Origin of the sequence: Agrobacterium albertimagni AOL15 (genome assembly GCF_000300855.1) — a bacterium.
Taxonomy (GTDB): domain Bacteria; phylum Pseudomonadota; class Alphaproteobacteria; order Rhizobiales; family Rhizobiaceae; genus Allorhizobium; species Allorhizobium albertimagni.
This window is the reverse complement of record NZ_ALJF01000019.1, coordinates 36076-54233: the sequence shown is the minus strand read 5'-3', so window position 1 is coordinate 54233 and position 18158 is coordinate 36076. Positions and strand designations below refer to the sequence as shown.

Annotated in this window: 17 protein-coding genes; 7 read left to right on the top strand and 10 right to left on the bottom strand. The window is 61.7% G+C overall.

Translation table 11 applies throughout. The features are described 5' to 3' along the window. Nucleotides 1-92: 92 nt before the first annotated feature. The 3 genes from QWE_RS21045 to denD are packed head-to-tail and all read right to left on the bottom strand — an operon-like array spanning nucleotide 93 to nucleotide 3752. Nucleotides 93-1877 (bottom strand): IlvD/Edd family dehydratase, encoded by a 1785-nt coding sequence (locus QWE_RS21045; protein WP_006728198.1) that lies wholly within the window; start codon nucleotides 1875-1877, stop codon nucleotides 93-95. Continuing rightward, entirely contained in the window at nucleotides 1864-2772 is a 909-nt protein-coding gene (locus tag QWE_RS21040) for an NAD(P)-dependent oxidoreductase (protein ID WP_006728197.1), read from the bottom strand. The genes QWE_RS21045 and QWE_RS21040 overlap by 14 nt, the downstream gene beginning before the upstream one ends. Further along, complete coding sequence (gene denD / locus QWE_RS21035; protein WP_006728196.1) at nucleotides 2769-3752, bottom strand: D-erythronate dehydrogenase; 984 nt, start codon at nucleotides 3750-3752, stop codon at nucleotides 2769-2771. Before denD ends, QWE_RS21040 begins: the two co-directional genes overlap by 4 nt. Nucleotides 3753-3909: 157 nt before the next feature. On the opposite strand from denD, the gene QWE_RS21030 reads away from it, so the two are divergent. From QWE_RS21030 to QWE_RS21005, 6 genes are all read left to right on the top strand, one after another. Continuing rightward, nucleotides 3910-5373: an FAD-binding oxidoreductase gene (locus QWE_RS21030; protein WP_006728195.1), complete on the top strand. Its 1464-nt coding sequence runs from the start codon at nucleotides 3910-3912 to the stop codon at nucleotides 5371-5373. A gap of 34 nt (nucleotides 5374-5407) precedes the next feature. Beyond that, complete coding sequence (locus QWE_RS21025) at nucleotides 5408-6136, top strand: FadR/GntR family transcriptional regulator (RefSeq protein ID WP_006728194.1); 729 nt, start codon at nucleotides 5408-5410, stop codon at nucleotides 6134-6136. 157 nt (nucleotides 6137-6293) lie between these two features. Then, a complete protein-coding gene (locus QWE_RS21020; RefSeq protein ID WP_006728193.1) occupies nucleotides 6294-7463 on the top strand; it encodes a fumarylacetoacetate hydrolase family protein in 1170 nt (389 codons plus the stop codon). A 6-nt stretch (nucleotides 7464-7469) separates the two neighbouring features. Further along, the gene (locus tag QWE_RS21015; protein ID WP_006728192.1) at nucleotides 7470-8003 is read left to right on the top strand and encodes a TRAP transporter small permease; all 534 of its coding nucleotides are present in this window, start codon (nucleotides 7470-7472) and stop codon (nucleotides 8001-8003) included. Then, nucleotides 8003-9280 carry a TRAP transporter large permease gene (locus QWE_RS21010; protein ID WP_006728191.1) on the top strand — a complete coding sequence of 426 codons (1278 nt, stop codon included), beginning with the start codon at nucleotides 8003-8005 and terminating at the stop codon, nucleotides 9278-9280. The genes QWE_RS21015 and QWE_RS21010 overlap by 1 nt, the downstream gene beginning before the upstream one ends. A gap of 46 nt (nucleotides 9281-9326) precedes the next feature. Further along, entirely contained in the window at nucleotides 9327-10331 is a 1005-nt protein-coding gene (locus QWE_RS21005; RefSeq protein WP_006728190.1) for a TRAP transporter substrate-binding protein, read from the top strand. Between the two features lie 78 nt (nucleotides 10332-10409). Here QWE_RS21005 and QWE_RS21000 read toward each other — a convergent pair whose 3' ends face one another. Further along, nucleotides 10410-11339, bottom strand: a complete 930-nt coding sequence (locus QWE_RS21000; protein WP_420804572.1) for a DMT family transporter — start codon at nucleotides 11337-11339, stop codon at nucleotides 10410-10412. A 302-nt stretch (nucleotides 11340-11641) separates the two neighbouring features. On the opposite strand from QWE_RS21000, the gene QWE_RS25955 reads away from it, so the two are divergent. Next, nucleotides 11642-11776, top strand: a complete 135-nt coding sequence (locus QWE_RS25955) for a hypothetical protein (RefSeq protein ID WP_276307005.1) — start codon at nucleotides 11642-11644, stop codon at nucleotides 11774-11776. 65 nt (nucleotides 11777-11841) lie between these two features. On the opposite strand, the gene QWE_RS20995 is transcribed toward QWE_RS25955, so the two are convergent. From QWE_RS20995 to rhaS, 6 genes are read right to left on the bottom strand one after another with little or no spacing between them, the layout of a single operon-like run. After that, nucleotides 11842-13218, bottom strand: coding sequence for an FGGY-family carbohydrate kinase (locus QWE_RS20995; protein WP_006728188.1), 1377 nt, complete (start codon nucleotides 13216-13218; stop codon nucleotides 11842-11844). Then, the gene (locus tag QWE_RS20990; protein ID WP_006728187.1) at nucleotides 13215-13538 is read right to left on the bottom strand and encodes an L-rhamnose mutarotase; all 324 of its coding nucleotides are present in this window, start codon (nucleotides 13536-13538) and stop codon (nucleotides 13215-13217) included. The genes QWE_RS20995 and QWE_RS20990 overlap by 4 nt, the downstream gene beginning before the upstream one ends. After that, the gene (locus QWE_RS20985; protein ID WP_006728186.1) at nucleotides 13535-14545 is read right to left on the bottom strand and encodes an ABC transporter permease; all 1011 of its coding nucleotides are present in this window, start codon (nucleotides 14543-14545) and stop codon (nucleotides 13535-13537) included. The genes QWE_RS20990 and QWE_RS20985 overlap by 4 nt, the downstream gene beginning before the upstream one ends. Then, entirely contained in the window at nucleotides 14542-15534 is a 993-nt protein-coding gene (locus tag QWE_RS20980) for an ABC transporter permease (RefSeq protein WP_006728185.1), read from the bottom strand. The genes QWE_RS20985 and QWE_RS20980 overlap by 4 nt, the downstream gene beginning before the upstream one ends. A 9-nt stretch (nucleotides 15535-15543) precedes the next feature. Next, nucleotides 15544-17079: a sugar ABC transporter ATP-binding protein gene (locus QWE_RS20975; RefSeq protein WP_006728184.1), complete on the bottom strand. Its 1536-nt coding sequence runs from the start codon at nucleotides 17077-17079 to the stop codon at nucleotides 15544-15546. Nucleotides 17080-17138: 59 nt separating this feature from the next. Further along, complete coding sequence (gene rhaS / locus QWE_RS20970) at nucleotides 17139-18134, bottom strand: rhamnose ABC transporter substrate-binding protein (RefSeq protein WP_006728183.1); 996 nt, start codon at nucleotides 18132-18134, stop codon at nucleotides 17139-17141. Nucleotides 18135-18158: the final 24 nt, after the last annotated feature.

Sequence of the window (18158 nt, the reverse complement as noted above, 5' to 3'; positions counted from 1 at the left end):
GAAATTCCCTTCGGACGGTTCCCGATGAAACTTGTCTTGCCCTTGATTTTTCGACTGTTTCTCCAATAGGCAGCAAACGGCCGAGTTGCTTGTCAGTGGTTGTGGCGCGGCGGCGTCTTGGAGATCTGACGGAAATCCTCGGCGTTTTTGATCGTCGCACCATCGGCTAGCTGGGTGACCGTCTGGCGATAGAGCCGCTGCCATGGTGTTGCGTCTTTCGGCACGGGCGGAATGCCCTCGGCCTTGCGCCTTGCGATTTCCTCGTCGCCGACCAGCATGTCACAACGCCCCTGGTTCAGGTCGATGCGAATGACGTCTCCGGTCCTCACCCAGGCCAGACCGCCGCCCGCCGCGCTTTCAGGCGATGCGTTGAGGATCGACGGGCTGTCGGCCGTGCCGGACTGGCGGCCGTCGCCAATCGTCGGCAGGCTGAGGATGCCCCGCTTAATGAGGTGATCCGGCGGCTGCATGTTGACCACTTCGGCCGAGCCCGGCCAGCCAAGCGGGCCGGCGCCGCGGATGACAAGAACGCAGTCCTCGTCGATCTCGAGGGCGGGATCGTTGATGCGCTTGTGGTAATCCTCCGAGCCGTCGAAGACGATCGCGCGGCCCTCAAAGATGCCTTCGCGGCCCTTTTCCTGTAGGTAACGCAGGCGGAAACCCTCGGAAATGACACTCGTCTTCATGATGGCAAAATCGAAGAGGTTGCCCTTCAGCACAACGAAGCCCGCGCGTTCTCGCATCGGCTCGTGGTAGGGCTTGATCACCTCCCGATCCGTCGCCTCTCTTCCCTCCAGGTTCTCAGCCATGGTGCGGCCAGTCACCGTGCGACAGTTTGCGTCGAGCTTTTCAGCCTGCATCAGCTCCCACATGATTGCCGGTACACCTCCGGCACGGTGGAACCGCTCGCCGAGATAGGCGCCGGCCGGCTGGACGTTGGCGAGCAACGGAATGTCGTAGCCGTGAACCTGCCAGTCCTCGGGCAAGAGTTCCACGCCGGCATGCTTGGCCATGGCCATCAGATGCGGCTGGGCGTTGGTCGATCCGCCGATCGCTGAGTTGACCCTGATGGCATTGAGAAATGCGTCGCGGGTGAGAATGTCCGAGGGGCGGATGTCTTCAAGCACGAGTTCGACCGCCCGCTTGCCCGTGCGATAGGCCATCTGGCCGCGTTCACGATAGGCGGCCGGAATGGCAGCGCAGCCGGTGAGCGACATGCCGAGTGCCTCGGCAATAGCGTTCATTGTCGACGCGGTGCCCATGGTATTGCAATGGCCGGGAGAGGGGGCCGAATCGAGGGCGCGCTCTAGGAATTCCTCGCGGCTGATCTCGCCGGCCGCATATTTGCGGCGAGAGCGCCAGATCACCGTGCCGGAACCCACCAGTTCGCCATCATGCCAGCCGTCAAGCATGGGCCCGCCGGAGAGCACGATGGCCGGGAGGTCGACCGTCGACGCCGCCATCAGGGCAGAGGGCGTGGTCTTGTCGCAGCCGGTCGTCAGCACGACACCGTCGAAGGGATAGCCGTAGAGCAACTCGACCAGGCCGAGATAGGCAAGGTTGCGGTCGAGGGCTGCCGTCGGTCGCTTGCAGTTCTCGAACAGCGGATGCGACGGGAACTCGATCGGAATGCCGCCGGCGTCGCGGATACCATCGCGCACGCGTTTGGCAAGTTCCAGATGGTGTCGGTTGCAGGGATTGATATCGGAGCCCGATTGGGCGATCCCGATGATCGGCTTGCCGGAGCGCAGTTCCTCCGGCGTCGTGCCGTAGTTCATGAAGCGCTCTAGGTAGAGCGCGGTCATGTCGAGGTGATCGGGATTGTCGAACCAGTCCTGTGAGCGGAGGCGGCGTTTCGGTTTCTCAGACTCGGTCATCGGCGGCACCTTTGCGGTGGTTGATTTTTTCCAGTTGAAGCAGAAGGCCACTGTGGTCGAGTTCGCCGTGACCTTCTGCAACAAAGGCCTCAAAGGCCTGGCGAACATCCGAGGTCAACGGAAGCTCAAGGCCAAAGGTCTCGGCCATGGCGGCGACGGCATTCAGGTCCTTCAACTGCAGGCGCGAGGGGCCGCCCGGCTCGAAGCGCCGCTCGACCATCCGTTGTCCGTGCAGTTCCAGGATGCGGCTTTCGGCAAAGCCGCCGCGGATGGCTTCGCGAAACTTCTCCCGCGATGCGCCGCCGGCTTCAACGAGCATCATCGCCTCTGCAACGGCGCCGATGGTGATCGCGACGATTTGCTGGTTGGCGAGCTTGCAGATCTGGCCAGCGCCCGAGGGGCCGACATGGGTGACGCGGCCGAGCGGTGCGAAGACATCGGCCAAGCTCTCGATGACATCGGCATCGCCGCCCGCCATGATTGCCAGCGTGCCGGCTTCCGCCCCGACGACGCCACCCGACACGGGTGCATCGACGTGAGCGATGTCGCGATCGGCGAGCCGGCTCGCGTGATCTTTTGCGATTGGCGGTGCGATCGAAGATGTGTCGATGACGACCGTGCCCTTTGCCAGCGCTTCAGCCGCGCCCTTGGTGAAAAGCACGTCTTCCACCGCGGCGCCATCCGATAGCATGGTGAAGATCACGCTCGCGCCGGAGACGGCGTCTGTCGGGCTCTCTGCAAGCCTGGCGCCGGCCGCCGCCAGAGGCTCTGCCTTGGCCCTATCGCGGTTCCACACCGTGACTTGGAAACCAGCCGCGAGCAGGCGCCTCGCCATGGGCGCGCCCATCAGTCCCGTCCCGAGAAAGGCGATCTGCCTGTTTTCCGTTCCCGTCAAAGCTTGCCTCCCAGCTCATCGTCGATATGCACCCGAATGATTTCATCGAAAGAGTTTTCGGCGGTGAAGCCGAGTGCGCGGGCGCGGGTTGCTTCGAAGCCAGGAGCCCAGCCTGCGCAGATGCGCATGATCATCTCGTCGGGCTCATGGCGGATGAGTTTGACCGCCTTCTCGCCTGCCACGCGGCGCAGGGCTTCGATTTGCTCGCCAACGGTGGCGCTGAGGCCTGGCATCGACAGGTTGCGGCGTGGGCCCACCGTTTCCAGGTCGATGTTTGCGCCGTGGATGAGGAAGCCGACCGCAGATCGGGGCGAGGCATGCCAGTGGCGGACATCCTCGCCGACCGGCAAGACTGCCTCCTGGCCGACCAGCGGCTCGCGCAGGATGTTGGAGAAGAAGCCCGAGGCTGCCTTGTTCGGCTTGCCGGGGCGAATGCAGATCGTCGGGAGGCGGATGCCGATACCGTCGAAATACCCCTTCCTGGAATAGTCGGAGAGCAGCAGTTCGCAAATCGCCTTCTGCGTGCCGTAGCTGGTCAGCGGCGTGGTGTGGAACTCGTCCGGGATCGGATAGGGCAGTGGTGCACCGACGACCGCGATCGACGAGGTGAAGACCACACGCGGGCAATAGCCGTCCACCATATGGGCGAGGCGGATTGCCTCGAACAGATAGCGGGTGCCGTCGAGGTTGATCTTGTAACCCTTTTCGAAGTCGAGTTCCGCTTCACCAGAGACGATCGCAGCGAGATGGAAGATGACATCGGGGCGCGATGCGATCAGGCGCTCGGCGGATGCGGGCTCAGATAGATCGATGGCTTCGATCGTCACCTTGCCGTCGAAGCCGGCGGGGGCGTCGGCCGCCACGACATCGGCGAGCGTCATCGCCGTGATCTGCCGTCCCTGCAGTTCTCCATCGCGGGTGAGTCGTTGCGCCAGCTTGCGTCCGACCATGCCGGCCGCGCCAATCACCAGAATATGCATGTGACAGTCTCCTCCCATGTCATTCTTCGACCCCGCGCGCCTCTGCACAAGGGCCTTCTTCAAAAACCATTTGTAAGGTTGTCTGATAACCTTATATCATTCTCGTGGAAACCGAATTCTTTGTCCATCTCCAGATGGGCCGACGGGGAGACTGATGATGGCCGTGGAAAGCGCGATCGGGAGCAAGGATTTGTGGAGCGGGGCGGGCAACCCGGTTCCTGGTCTCATCGAGGCGCTCGGACCTGACATGGTTGTCGTCGGTGCGGAGGTCGAGCGCTACTGCCGGGATTGGCATGGGGATGTCACGACCGGTGCTGTCGCGGTTGTCCGTCCGCGAACGACCGAGGAGGTCTCCCTTGCCGTTCGGGCCATCCGCTCGCTGGGGCTGACTATCGTGCCGCAAGGCGGCAATACGGGGCTGGTTCTCGGAGGCACTCCCGACGCACCGGCGAGCCAGGTTGTTGTCAGTCTCGAGCGTATGACGGCGATCCGCCGCATCGATGCAGATGATTTCTCGGCCGTCGTCGAGGCGGGCGCCATCCTGCAGGACTTCAAGGACAAGGTCGAGGATGCAGGGCTCTACTTTCCGCTTGCGCTCGGTGCGCAGGGCTCCTGCCGGATCGGCGGCAATGTCTCGACCAATGCAGGCGGAATCAACGTGTTGCGCTATGGCATGACGCGTGAGCTCGTGCTTGGCCTAGAGGTCGTTCTCCCCGACGGGTCGATCCTCGATGGTCTGTCGACGCTGCGCAAGGACAATCGCGGGATCGATCTGAAACAGTTGTTCATCGGGGCCGAGGGCACGCTCGGCATCGTCACCGCCGCTGCCTTCAAGCTTGCTCCGCCGGCAGAGAAGGTTGCGACGGCTTTGCTGGGGCTCGGAGCTTTGTCGGATGCGATCACGCTCTATCGGCGTGCACGGCGCGACTGCTGTGACCTCATGTCGGCCTTCGAATTCATGCCGCCGATCGCTTTCACCCTCGCGCAGGAAGCGATACCCGATCTCGCCATGCCGATGAGTGCCGATTATCCGGCCTATGTACTGCTCGAGATCTCGGGTTCCGGCCTCGTGGATATCGAAGACCTGATGCACCGCTTTCTTGAGGGCGTGCTGGAGGACGGCCTGGTGCTGGACGGCGTCGTTGCGACGTCGCGGAGCCAGGCCCGTTCTCTCTGGCTCTTCCGCGAGGGCATGAATGAAGGGCAGGCCAAACGGGGGCCACACCTTCGAACGGATGTGTCTGTGCCTTTGTCGCGTCTTCCGGAGTTCGTCGAACAGGCGGAAGCAGCCATCGCAGCGCGCTTGCCGGATTGCACCTGCGTTTCCTATGGTCATGTCGGCGACGGGAACGTGCATCTCAACGTGCTGCCGCCTTCTGGCCTTTCCAGGGACGAGGTGGCCGAGCGTATCTACACGGCCAAGCACGTCGTGAATGATGTTCTGGATAGTTTCCAGGGTTCGATGAGCGCCGAGCATGGTATCGGTCGCTTGAAGAAGCCGGATTTTCTCTCGCGTGTGCCGGCCACGCAGCTACATCTCCTGACTGCGATCAAGCGGGCCATCGATCCCTCGGGGATCATGAACCCGGGTTGCCAATTGAATTCGAGTGCGGATTCGTGAAATACCGGAGCAGGTGGCAAGGAGACCAGCGGGCATGTCGATCGACCTCGGGCAATTGAATTTCGGACAGATCAGGCGCAGTGAGCACCTGCCCGCCCGAATTGCCGCGCAATTGGCCGACGAGATCAGCCAGGGGCGCTTGAAGCCCGGCGAGCGATTGCCGACCGAGCATGTTCTGGCCAAGACACTCGGCGTCAGCCGCTCTGTCGTGCGCGAGGCCATTGCCCAGTTGCGGAACGAAGGCATGGTGGAGACGAGGCAAGGCGTGGGGGCTTTCGTCAGCGAACCTTCGGCCAGACCGATCCGCATCAAGGATGGCGAGCTCTCCGAGCCGCAAAGTTTTCGCGCGCTCTTTCAGCTGCGCGTGCCGCTTGAAATCGAAGCCGCGGGTCTTGCCGCCGTGCATCACACCTCAGAGGATCTCGCAAAGATAGACGAGGCGCTGTCGCGCATGACGGGGGCCGAAAAGTGGACGGAGCAGGGGATCGTCGCCGATCTCGCCTTCCACCGCGCGGTCGCCGAGGCGACGCACAACGAGTATTTCGCCCTGTTTATCGGCTTCATCGCCGAGCGCATCAGCCTGGCGATTGATGCGGCACGCTCCCGCGCCGTGCTCGAAGAAATCGTCGAAGTGACCATTGCCGAACACGTCCGGCTGAGAGACGCGATCGCCAAGCGGGACGGTGCTGGCGCACGCGAGGCCATGCGCGCGCATCTGCACGGTGCGGCAAGCCGCATCGATCTCAGCCTCGAGCAGTTCTGAGACGGTCTCGTGCGGCAGCTTTGTCCACAAGTCCGTCGTCCGGGGTAGACAGGCATCAAATCTGACCCTATTAATTCGGATTAAGAGTTGTCAGACATCCTGACAATATGGCAGGCGACAGGGTCGTTCATGCCGGAGGACAAGGAGGAGGTCCATCTTGCAGCGCCGTCAAAGTCTCGAATCCGTCTATATTCTGCCGGAAGATTCCTCCCAGGCTGTGCTGGTGGGCAGAGTGTGGTCGAAGGCGGCCGGCGGTCCCTGCCCGGTGATCGTGCGCCATGGCACCCTCTGCGACCTGACAAGCATTTCTCCTACAGCTTCCGGCCTATTCGAGTTGGACGATCTCGCCGAGCGCTTGGTGGCTGACGAGAGCCTGCCGTCTCTTGGCGCGCTCGACCAGTTCCTGTCCGGCGAGGCCGGTCATCTGCTTGCTCCCATCGATCTGCAAGCGGTCAAGGCTGCCGGTGTGACATTCGCCGACAGCATGCTGGAGCGGGTGATCGAGGAGCAGGCGAAGGGCGATGCCGGCCGTGCCCAGGCGATCCGCGAGAAGCTGGCACCCGTGCTGGGCGACAGCCTGCGTGGGCTCGTCGCCGGCTCCGAGCAGGCAGCGAAGGTTAAAGCGCTGCTGCAGGATATGGGTCTCTGGTCTCAGTACCTGGAGGTCGGTATCGGCCCGGATGCGGAGATCTTCACCAAGGCCCAGCCCATGTCGTCGGTGACCTGTGGCGATTCAGTCGGCATTCACCCCATTTCCCAATGGAACAATCCTGAGCCTGAAATCGTTCTTGCCGTTCGTTCCGACGGCAAGATCATCGGCGCGACACTCGGCAACGACGTCAATCTGAGGGATGTCGAGGGGCGGTCGGCGCTGCTCCTGGGGAAGGCGAAGGACAACAATGCATCGTGCTCGATAGGGCCCTTCGTCCGGCTTTTCCATGGCAGCTTCACGATGGACGTGCTGCGCAAGGTTCGCGTTTCGCTGCTCGTACGCGGCGAGGACGGCTTTGAAATGACGGGGGAAAGTCCGATGGAAGCGATCAGCCGTGCGCCGGAAAACCTTGTTGCGCAGTTGCGTAACCGCAATCACCAATATCCCGATGGCGCGGTTCTGTTCCTCGGCACCATGTTCGCGCCGGTCAAGGATCGCCGTGGTGCTGGCCTTGGCTTCACGCATGAGGTTGGCGATCGCGTCGAGATCGCGACACCGACGCTTGGTCGCCTGGTGAACTGGGTCGATCGCACGGACGCCTGCCCGGAATGGACCTTCGGAACACGTGCTCTTTTCCGCAACCTGGCCCAGCGCGGCCTGCTCGACAAGGCGTGAGGGCGTATGACCAGAGTTGTCGATCTCTTCTACAAGCTGCTTGAACTGCTGCTGATCCTGCTCTTGTCGGGCATGGCGGTCATGGTGTTCGTCAACGTCGTCTTGCGCTACGGCTTCAACTCCGGCCTCACGGTCTCGGATGAAATGGCCCGCTATTTCTTCGTTTGGTTGACCTTCATTGGCGCGGTCGTCGGCTTTCGCGAATATGGCCATATGGGCGTTGAAAGCCTGGTGGCCCTGTTCGGTCGGCGGGGCCGGGTCCTCTGCATGATCCTTTCCAATCTCCTGATCCTCGGCGTTTCTGCCATCTTCTTCTGGGGAACCTGGAAGCAGTTGCCGATCAATGCCAGCATGAGTGCACCAGTGACCGGGCTCTCCATGGGCTGGGTCTACGGCATCGGCTTCTTCACGGGTGCCGGCTGCAGCCTGATTGCGCTCGAACGCCTCTTCCGTCTGGTCACCGGGCGTGTCACCGAGAGTGAAATCGCAGCCTTTGCAGGCGAACACCACGGCATCGAGAAGCTGGTGGAGCGCGCCTGATGACCCTTGTCGTCTTCATCACCTCGCTGCTCGGCGCCATGGCCATTGGCGTCCCCGTCGCCTTCGCGCTGATGTTCTGCGGCGTCACGCTCATGTGGTACATGGGCATGTTCAACAGCCAGATCATAGCGCAGAACATGATCGCGGGCGCCGATACGTTCACGCTGCTCGCCATCCCGTTCTTCGTGTTGGCCGGAGAGCTGATGAATTCTGGCGGCCTGTCGCGGCGCATCATCGAGTTCGCGATTGCCTGCGTGGGGCATATTCGCGGCGGCCTCGGCATCGTCGCCATCATGGCTGCCGTGATCATGGCCAGCATTTCCGGTTCGGCCGCTGCCGATACCGCAGCTTTGGCCGCGATCCTGATCCCGATGATGGCCAAGGCGGGATACAACGTGCCGCGCTCTGCCGGCCTGATTGCATCCGGGGGCATCATCGCACCCGTCATCCCGCCGTCGATGGCGTTTATCGTCTTCGGTGTTGCTGCGAATGTCTCGATCACACAGCTCTTCATGGCGGGGATCGTGCCCGGCATGTTGATGGGGATCGCGCTGGTCATTGCCTGGCAAATCGTTGTTCGCAAGGACAACGTGCTGCCCTTGCCGAAGGCGCCAGCGAAAGAGCGGCTGCGCGTCACCGGGCGTGCCGCCTGGGCGCTCGGCATGCCGGTGATCATCCTTGGCGGGATCAAGGCCGGGGTGGTCACGCCAACGGAAGCGGCTGTCATTGCGGCTGCCTATGCCATGTTCGTCGGCATGGTGATCTATCGCGAGCTTAAGCCAAAGGATCTTCCGCGTGTCATCCTGCAGGCGGCCAAGACCACCTCGATCATCATGTTCCTGGTGTGCGCGGCCCTGGTCTCCGCCTGGTTGATCACTGCAGCCAACATTCCCGGCGAGATCACGCGCTATATCGAACCCCTGATCGATCGGCCGATGCTGCTGATGTTCGTCATCATGGCGCTGGTTCTCGTCGTCGGAACCGCATTGGACCTGACGCCGACCATCCTGATCCTGACGCCTGTGCTGATGCCGATCATCAAGCAGGCGGGCATCGACCCGGTCTATTTCGGTGTCATGTTCATCATGAACTGCTGCATTGGCTTGATCACCCCGCCCGTCGGCGTGGTGCTCAACGTGGTCAGCGGGGTCGGGCGCGTCCCGCTTGGCAAAGTCGTGACGGGCATTGTTCCATTCCTGCTCGCGCAGGTGCTGGTTCTCGTGCTGCTCGTCATATTTCCCGACATCGTCATCGTGCCGGCGCAATGGCTACGGTGATGAACGAAGTTCAACCCACTCATTAAAATCCAAGGGAGGATACACCATGAGGAAGACACTACTCGCAACAACAGCACTGGCATTCGCCGTTTCCGGAGCCGTTCCGGCATTCGCCGAGTTCAACGATCGCACCATCCGCGTATCGAACGGCATCAATGCCGATCACCCGGTTGGTAACGGCATCGAAGCCATGCAGTCGTGCCTGGACGAGAAGTCCGGTGGCAAGCTGAAGCTGCAGGCATTCTGGGGCGGTGCCCTCGGTGGCGACCTTCAGGCGACGCAGGCTCTGCGGTCCGGCGTGCAGGAAGCCGTCGTCACGTCGTCCTCGCCGCTCGTCGGCATCGAGCCGGCGCTCGGCGTCTTCGACCTGCCGTTCCTGTTCGGCTCCGCTGATGAGGCCTATCAGGTGCTCGACGGCGAATTCGGCGAGATGATGAACCAGAAGCTCGAAGCCGTTGGCCTCGTGAATCTCGGTTACTGGGAGAACGGTTTCCGCAACCTGTCGAACTCGGTGCGTCCGGTGACGAAGTGGGAAGATTTCGAAGGGATGAAGGTTCGCGTCATGCAGAACAACATCTTCCTCGATACCTTCCAGAACCTCGGCGCAAACGCCACCCCGATGGCATTTGGCGAAGTCTTCTCGGCGCTTGAAACCAAGACCATCGATGCCCAGGAAAACCCCTATGTGACGATCGATACCTCGAAGTTCTTCGAGGTGCAGAAATACGTCACCGAGACGAACCACGCCTACACGCCGTTCCTTTTCCTCTTCTCCAAGGCGATCTTCGACACCTATACGCCGGAAGAGCAGGCAGCATTGCGTGAATGCGCAACGGTTGGTCGCGACGTCGAGCGTTCGGTTATCGCCGACCTCAACAAGCAGTCGCTGGAGAAGATCAAGGCAGCTGGCCTCGAGGTGAACACGCTTTCGCCGGAAGAGCAGCAGCGCATCCGCGAAAAGTCCATGGTCGTCTATGAAAAGCACAAGGACACGATCGGCGCTGAAGTGGTTGACGATATTCTCGCCAAGCTCGCCGAAGTCCGTAAGTGACCTCCCTGGTCGTGGCGCCCTTGGGCGCCGCACCAGAAGAAGCCCGCAGCGGGAGACCGCTGCGGGCTTTTTAGTTGATCATTCTGGGACGGAGGGCAGGACCTTGTCCCGCTTCTTCAATTGCTGCTCACGGAAGAAGATGAACAGGCCCGAACCGACGATGAGCGTTGCACCGACGATCATGGTCAATCGAGGCACTTCGCCGAAGAAGAAATAGCCGAAGACAACAGCCCATAGCAGCAGGGTGTACTGGAGCGGCGCGACGGTCGCGGCGTCCGAGATCTTCAAGGCGCGGTTGACCAGCATATGGGCGCTCATGGCGACGATGCCGAGAAGTCCCAGCAACAGGATTTCATTTGCCGACGTGATCGGTGTCCAGCCGAAGGGGGCGGCAACGAGGCCGATCACCGCGGCGCCACCCGTCTGGAAGAGTACCAGCGTCTTATCCGGCGTGCCGCGCAGGCTGCGGCCGGAGAGCATCATGAAGGCAAAGGCCGCGGTGCCGATGATCGAGATCAGCGCGGGCGCGGTGAACATGGCGCTTGATGGCTCGAGCGTGATCACGACCCCGATGAAGCCGAGGGCAATCGCCGTCCAGCGCCGCCAGCCGACCTTTTCTCCAAGCAGGAAGGGCGCCGCCGCTGCCACATAGATTGGCGCTGCGAGCCAGTAGGTCATGACATCGGCCAGCGGCAGATACATGACCGCATAGTAGAAACAGAAGAGTTCCAGTGTCGAGAAAACGACGCGCATGAACTGCAGCCAGGGTCGCTCCGCCTCCAGGATCGGTTTCCGGCCGGCCATCCAGAGAAAGGGGGCGAGGATCAGAAGTGCGGCAATGCTACGGATCAGGATGACCTGACCCAGGCCGTAACTTGCCACCAGCCATTTGCCCATGGCATCGTTCATCGCAAAGAGCAGCATGCCGAGCAGCATGACCGCGGGGCCTGCCATCCCGGCGAGTCCCAGTCCCCTTCGAGAAGCCTCATCTGTCGTGTGCGTTGTCATGGCTCCTCCTTACAAGCGTACGACTGTCGTCTGTCATGTTGTCTGACAATTCAACAGTTGTATTGGCTGATGGGCCGTCGATTGACAAGTCCACAGGCATCCCGTTTCGCTCAAGACTTGGCTGATGGCCCTGGCTGGGCGAGATCCGCTGACAAGCCGGCTCGCCCTAGAGAGGAATTTTCCGAACCCGCCCATCTTTAGAATACCAATCTAGTCGTGATTGTTGACGCGGCGTTGATTATGACGAAAATGTGTCAATATCAGCCGGAGCCAATGAGTGGCTCCGTTCGAAGGAGACGGCCATGTCACATGCCATCGCGAAGTTGTTCGGTGAACCCAAATCCCGGCGTTCTGTCGAGGCTTGCCGGCAGCGGGTGGCAATGGCCGCCGCGACTGTTTCCATCGCCTTCATAGCGGTGCTCATCGTCACCTTGTAGGCTCCCATAAGATCCAATCAGCGAAGAGACGTTGATTTTCTGCGGTTGATCGTCTGCGTGACGGACTAGTGCTCGCCGGCCCTTGATCGCCACTCCCGAGCATAATCCTCCAGCCCGTCGAGCACGTTGTTGATGCTCCGCATTTTGACGTCAAGCGTGATCCCGGTCAGAAGGGCCGCGCCGATCGCCGTGCCGGTGCTCGACTCCGATACGTGCACCGGGCGCTTCGTCAGCGTGTGGAGCGCTCGAAGATAGAGTTGATTGGCGGCAAATGGACCCTCGACGATGATCGGCCCCTCTGCCTCGATGAGGTCGAGGCAGGTCTGGGTCATCAGGGCTTCGTAGAGGCTGGCCGCAGCCAGTCGTTCGGCTGCAGTCTGCGGCTCGTTGAGCCAACGGACATGCGAATTCGGGAAAGGGCCGGTCCCCGTCACCACGCTTGGAAGGAGCATCGAACCTGCTTCGATCACCGTTGCAGCGGCGGTGACCAATTCCTCTTCCATCGCGACGGGCGCCAAGTCACGGGTGAGAAGGTCCCATTCGCGGCCACCCATGAAGCGGGACGAGGGAACGGCATGACCGTTGGCGTCGACATTGACCAGCGTATCGCGCGAAGGATCCAGTCTTTGCGGCTTGGCGCCGACGCCGAAGCAGATCACCCAAGTTCCCGTCGAGACGACAGTGCATGGGCTGCCGAAGCCGACGAGATGCGGCAATAGCGACGCGTTGGAATCGTGGAGGCCGCAATAGACGGGCACCGGGACGTTTAACCCGATGGCGTCGGCCACTTCCCGTCTGATGAGCCCGAGGGCATCGAAAGCGGAGCGCAGGGGTGCCATCCGCTCGCGGATATGAAGTGTGTCGACCAGATCCGAATATCCACCCTCAAACGGATGCCAGAGATCGGTGTGGCAACCAAGCGAGGTCCGCTCGTTGGCGGGAACACCCGTCAGGCGATATGCCCAGTACTGCGGATAGGTGAGGATCGTTGCGACCTTGTCGAACTGGTCCGGGAACGTTGTCCTCTGATAGTGCAGCTGCGCGCCGACATTGAGGCCCCCGGTGAGAGCTGGCGAGAAAGTCTCCGAAAAATCCGGCCGAAGCTTTCCATAGGTTTCGGTTATGGCGTCCGGGTAGAGATGTTCGTAGTCCAATACCGGAAGGGCAAGGCCGCCCTCGTTGTTCAGCAGGGCTGCCGATGCGCCATGCGTGGTGATCGACAGGGCGTCGAAGCCGGGGCCGGCAGCGAATTCCTTCAGAGACCTCAGCATGAACGCCCAGAGGGCCTCTATGTCGAAATGCGGATAGGGCGGGCCGGGGATGACCCGGTTTGCCGTTTTTCGCACGGCCAGTTCGGTGCCGGTCCTTCCATCGACGAGGACCACTTTGGCATTCGTCTTTCCGACGTCGATGACGGCTATGCGTTCGAAGGATTGGTTCATGGCATATGGAAGACTGGTTTCAGGTCGACGGCCCAGGGTGAACTGTCCGCGTTCGTTGCCATGATGTCGGCCATATGCGCCCACCAGCGCTTCATCACGGGGTGAGAGGGTAGGTCGGCCATCTTGTGCGTCAATGTGCGCGTGAGAACGCCGATCAGAAGGCTGGTCTCCGGATCGAGATAGATCGTGTAGTCGCTGATGCCGGCGTCATGCAGCAGGTCGACGAGATCGGGCCAAATCTCATCATGGCGCTTGCGGTATTCCGCTTCCATGCCCGGATTGAGTTTCATCTTGAAGACGTGGCGTTCGGTCTCGCTCATTGTGCGTTCCTCGCATGCTTGATCCGCCGGGCCACGATCGGCAGGGCAATCGTGATGATCAAGAGCAGGCCTATGAAGATCGACATGACGATGCCGGGCACGTTGAGAAGTCCGAGGCCGAAGGTGACGAGGCCCATGACAAAGGCGGCGATGACGACGCCGACGATGGTGCCGGATCCACCGAGGATGGAGACGCCGCCGAGCACGACCATGGTGACGACTTCAAGCTCCCAGCCCTGGGCAATCGAGGGGCGGGTGGAGCCGAGACGGGAGGTGAGGCAAACGGCAGCGATGCCGCTCATCAGCCCGGTCAGCAGGAAGAGGATAAACTTCACGCGTTCGACCGGAATGCCGGAGAAGCGGGCCGCCAGCGGGTTCATGCCGATCACATAGACATGGCGGCCGAAATTCGTCCGGTGCAGGAGGATGGCGAAGAGCAGTGCCACCACCAGAAAGAGGACGAACTCGAAGGATATGACCCAGAAGACATAGCCCTGGCCGAAGAAGGCGAAGTCCGCAGGGTATTTGCCGAAGGCCTGGTCGCCCAGGACCAGATAGGAAATGCCGCGAAAGAGGCTCATCGTGCCGATGGTGACGACGATCGAGGGGAGCTTCAGGCCAGCAACGAGCAGGCCGTTGAAGGCGCCGCAGGCAAGGCCGGTGGTGATCCCGATCGCGACCAGACCGGGTGCCCCGACGCCGAGTTGGGCAGCATAACCCATGGCAGTCGAGGCAAGCGCGATGATCGCGGCAACCGAAAGGTCGATCTCGCCGGCGATGATCAGAAGCGCCATGGCAAAGGCAATCAGCGCCTTTTCCGTGAAGTTGAAAGTGGCGTCCGACAGGTTCCAGGCATTCAAAAAGTAGGGCGAGGCCATCGAGTTCGCGATGAAGATCAACACCGCCACGCAGAAGAGCAGAACTTCCCAGCTGCCGAGGAGACGCCGGAAGGGTGTTTCGAGACGGTCGGGAATGACGCGCTTGGTCTGTTCGGTTGCAGTGCTCATGCCGTCGCCTCCTTTCCGGCTGCTCGGTCGCGCAGGATGATACGGCCCTTCTTGCGCTCGGCGCGGGCGTTGAAGACGACGGCGAGCACGATGACGATGCCCGAGATCGCCATTTGGGCGAAGGGCGAAATGCCGATGACGGGGAGCGCATTCTTGATGACCCCGAGGAAGAGGGCGCCCAAGACCGTGCCAATCACGGTGCCGATGCCACCCGCAATCGAGATGCCGCCGATGACGCAGGCGGCGACGCTGTCGAGTTCGAAGCCGGCGGCGATATCGACATAGGCGACGGCATAACGCGACACCCAGAGGTAACCGGAGAGGCCGGCGAGCGCGCCCGAGAGGACGAAGGCGAGGAAGCGGGCGCGACCGACATCAATGCCGGCATAGATGGCAGCGACCGGATTGCCGCCTGCTGCATAGGTCGAGCGGCCGAAGGGGGTGCGGGCGAGGATGAAGCCGACCAGCAGGATGACTGCGATCGCGACCCAGGAGAGGATCGGCAAGCCCAGCACCGGCAGACGCGGCACGCCCAGAAAGTCTGGCTGCATCTGGTGTGCATTCACCCATGCGCCACCCGAGAGCACAAAACTCATGCCGCGATAGATGGTGAGCGTGCCGAGCGTGACAACGATCGGCGGGATCTGCAGGGCCCAGACGAGGAAGCCATTGATCGCGCCCAGCGCTGCGCCGATGCCGATTGCAATGAGCACGAGGAGTGCGAGCGGCAGGCCCGGATAGGCGCTGTCGAGCATGGCGACCGCCATGCCGGTAAAGGCGAGATTGGCGGCAACCGAGAGATCGATCGACTTGGTCAGGATAACGACCATCTGGCCAAGTGCCAGAATGATCAGGATCGAGGTGTCGTTGAAGATGTTCGCAAGGTTAGCAGGAGACGCGAAATTGGGTGCGCGCGTGGTGAAGCTCAGGATCATGCCTATGATGATCAGGGCCAGCAGCATTTCACGATTTTTGAGCAGTTTCTGCATGGTCATTCCTCACGCATTGCCAGTTGCGGCGCGCACGAGCGTCTCGGCGTTGAGGCCCTCGCGCTCGAAGATGCCGGCCTGCAGGCCTTCGCGCATGACCATCACACGGTCCGACATGCCGAGGATTTCGGGCAGTTCCGACGAGATCATGATGATCGAAAGGCCTTCGGAGGCGAGCTCGGAGATGAAACCGTGGACGGCGGCCTTGGAGCCGATGTCGATGCCCTTGGTCGGCTCATCGAGAATAATGACCTTGGGCGAGGTGGCGAGCCACTTGCCGATGACGACCTTCTGCTGATTGCCGCCCGAGAGCGTGCCGACCGGAACCGAGAGAGCCGCCGCACGCAGATCCAGCCGCTCCGCAAAGCGTCGCGCGAGCTTCAACTCGTTGGCCGCCTTCAGGAAGCCCGAGACGGAGGTTCGGATCAAGGAGGGCAGGGACATGTTCTGGTAGATCGGCAGTTCGAGCGCCAGACCATGGCGGCCGCGTTCTTCGGGCACGTAGACGATGCCAGCGGTGATCGCTTCCGCTGTGTCGCGGATGGTGATCTCGCGCCCCTCGAGTTCTATCGTGCCGGATTTCGGTCGGGTGATGCCGAAGATCGACTGGCAGAGTTCGGAGCGGCCGGCGCCGATCAGGCCGTAGACGCCGAGGATCTCGCCTTTGCGCAAGTCGAAACTGATGTCGCGGAATTCGGTTTCGTGGCTGTAGCCGCGGACACACAGGACCGGCGCACCGATGACCGCTTCGACTTTTGGGAAAACATCATGCACGTCCCGGCCGACCATCTGCCGTACGATCTCGTCCTGAGGCGTATCCCTGAGTACCCCAGAGCCGACCATGCGGCCGTCGCGGAATACGGCGTAGTTGTCGGCGACCTCATAGAGCTCGTCGAACTTGTGGCTGATGAAGAGGATGGCCTTGCCCTGACGCTTCAGGCCCTCGACGATACGGAAGAGATCGTCGATCTCCTTGCGCGAGAGGGCAGCCGTCGGTTCGTCCATGATGACGATGCGTGCGTCGACCGATAGCGCCCGCGCGATGGCCACGAGGTGGCGCTGGGCGATCGAGAAGTCCTTGAGCTTGGTGGTCGGATCGATGTCGCTTTCCAGCGCCTTCATCAGGTCCCGGGACCGCTCATTGATGGTGCGCCAGTCGATCAGGCCGAAGCGGGTTCGCGGCGCGTGGCCTAGAAAGATGTTTTCGCCGACGGTCAGCTCGTCGAAGAGCACCGTTTCCTGGTGGATGGCGGTGACGCCTGCGTCGATCGCGTCCTGGGCATTGGCGAAGCTCCTGGGCTTGCCGTCGATCAGGATCTCGCCTTCGTTCGGGCGATATATGCCGGTCAGGATCTTGACGAGTGTCGACTTGCCGGCGCCGTTCTCGCCGATCAGCGCTGTGACCTTGCCCGGATAGAGGGCGATGTCGACCCGATCCAGAGCCTTTACGCCCGGGAAGATTTGGGAAATGCCCCGCATTTCGAGAATGGGCTCGCCAGCCGGGATCGCGCCCGCCGCGAGCTTGGCAGATTGAACGGTCATCATGTGCTTACCGAATGAGTGAAATCCCGGCGGCTTGAGCCGCCGGGTCTTGTTCGCCGAGATCAGAAGATCTTGGAGAATTCCTCGATATTCGAGGCGTCGTAGACGAAGGGATCGGCCATGGCGGCTTCGCCGCCGTCACCAACCTTGATCTTGCCCATGCGGCCGGCTTCGATTTCCGAGCCAGGAGCAGCATCGGTTTCGCCCTTGGCGAGACGATAGGCGATCTGGGTCGCGGAATAGCCGAGGTCGATCGGGTTCCAGATGGCGAATTCCTTCGTCGCGCCGGACTGGATGGCGCCTGCCATTTCGGACGGCAGGCCGAGGCCGGTGACATAGACGTCGCCGATCTTGCCGGCATCCTTGACGGCCTGCGAGGCGGCGAGAACGCCAACCGTCGTCGGGGCGACGATGACCTTGACGTTCGGCTGCGAGGTCAGGAGGCCGTTGGCTTCGCGGTAGCTCTTGTCGGCCAGGTCGTCACCATAGACGGTCGTGACAAGGTTCAGGCCGGGGAAATCCTTGAGCTGTGCCTTCATTTCCTCGATCCAGATGTTCTGGTTGGTCGAGGTGGTGGTGGCGGACAGGATCGCGAAGTCACCCTTGCCATCCGGCAGGTGATTGGCGGCGAGCTGCAGGCACATCTTGCCGATCAGCGCGTTGGAAGAGGGGTTCAGGTGCATGATGCGGCCTTCAGGCGCTACGCCCGAATCCCACGAGATGACCTTGATGCCGCGGTCCATCGCCTTCTTGAGCGCGGGGACGACTGCGTCCGGGTCGTTTGCCGAGATCGCGATGGCGTCCACGCCCTGGGCGATCAGCGAGTTGATGACTTCGATCTGGCCTTCGGCCGTGGTCGAGGTCGGGCCGGTATAGATCACTTCGACGCCGCCGAGTTCCGCGGCGGCTTCCTGTGCGCCCTTGTTGGCGGCCTCGAAGAAGCCGATGCCAAGTGACTTCACCACAAGCGCGATCTTCATGTCAGCGGCCTGTGCCGCGGAGCCCATGGTGGCGAGTGCCATGGCGGCACTGGCCAGCAGAATCTTTGTCAGTTTCATGTTTTCCTCCCAGGTTGATGAACT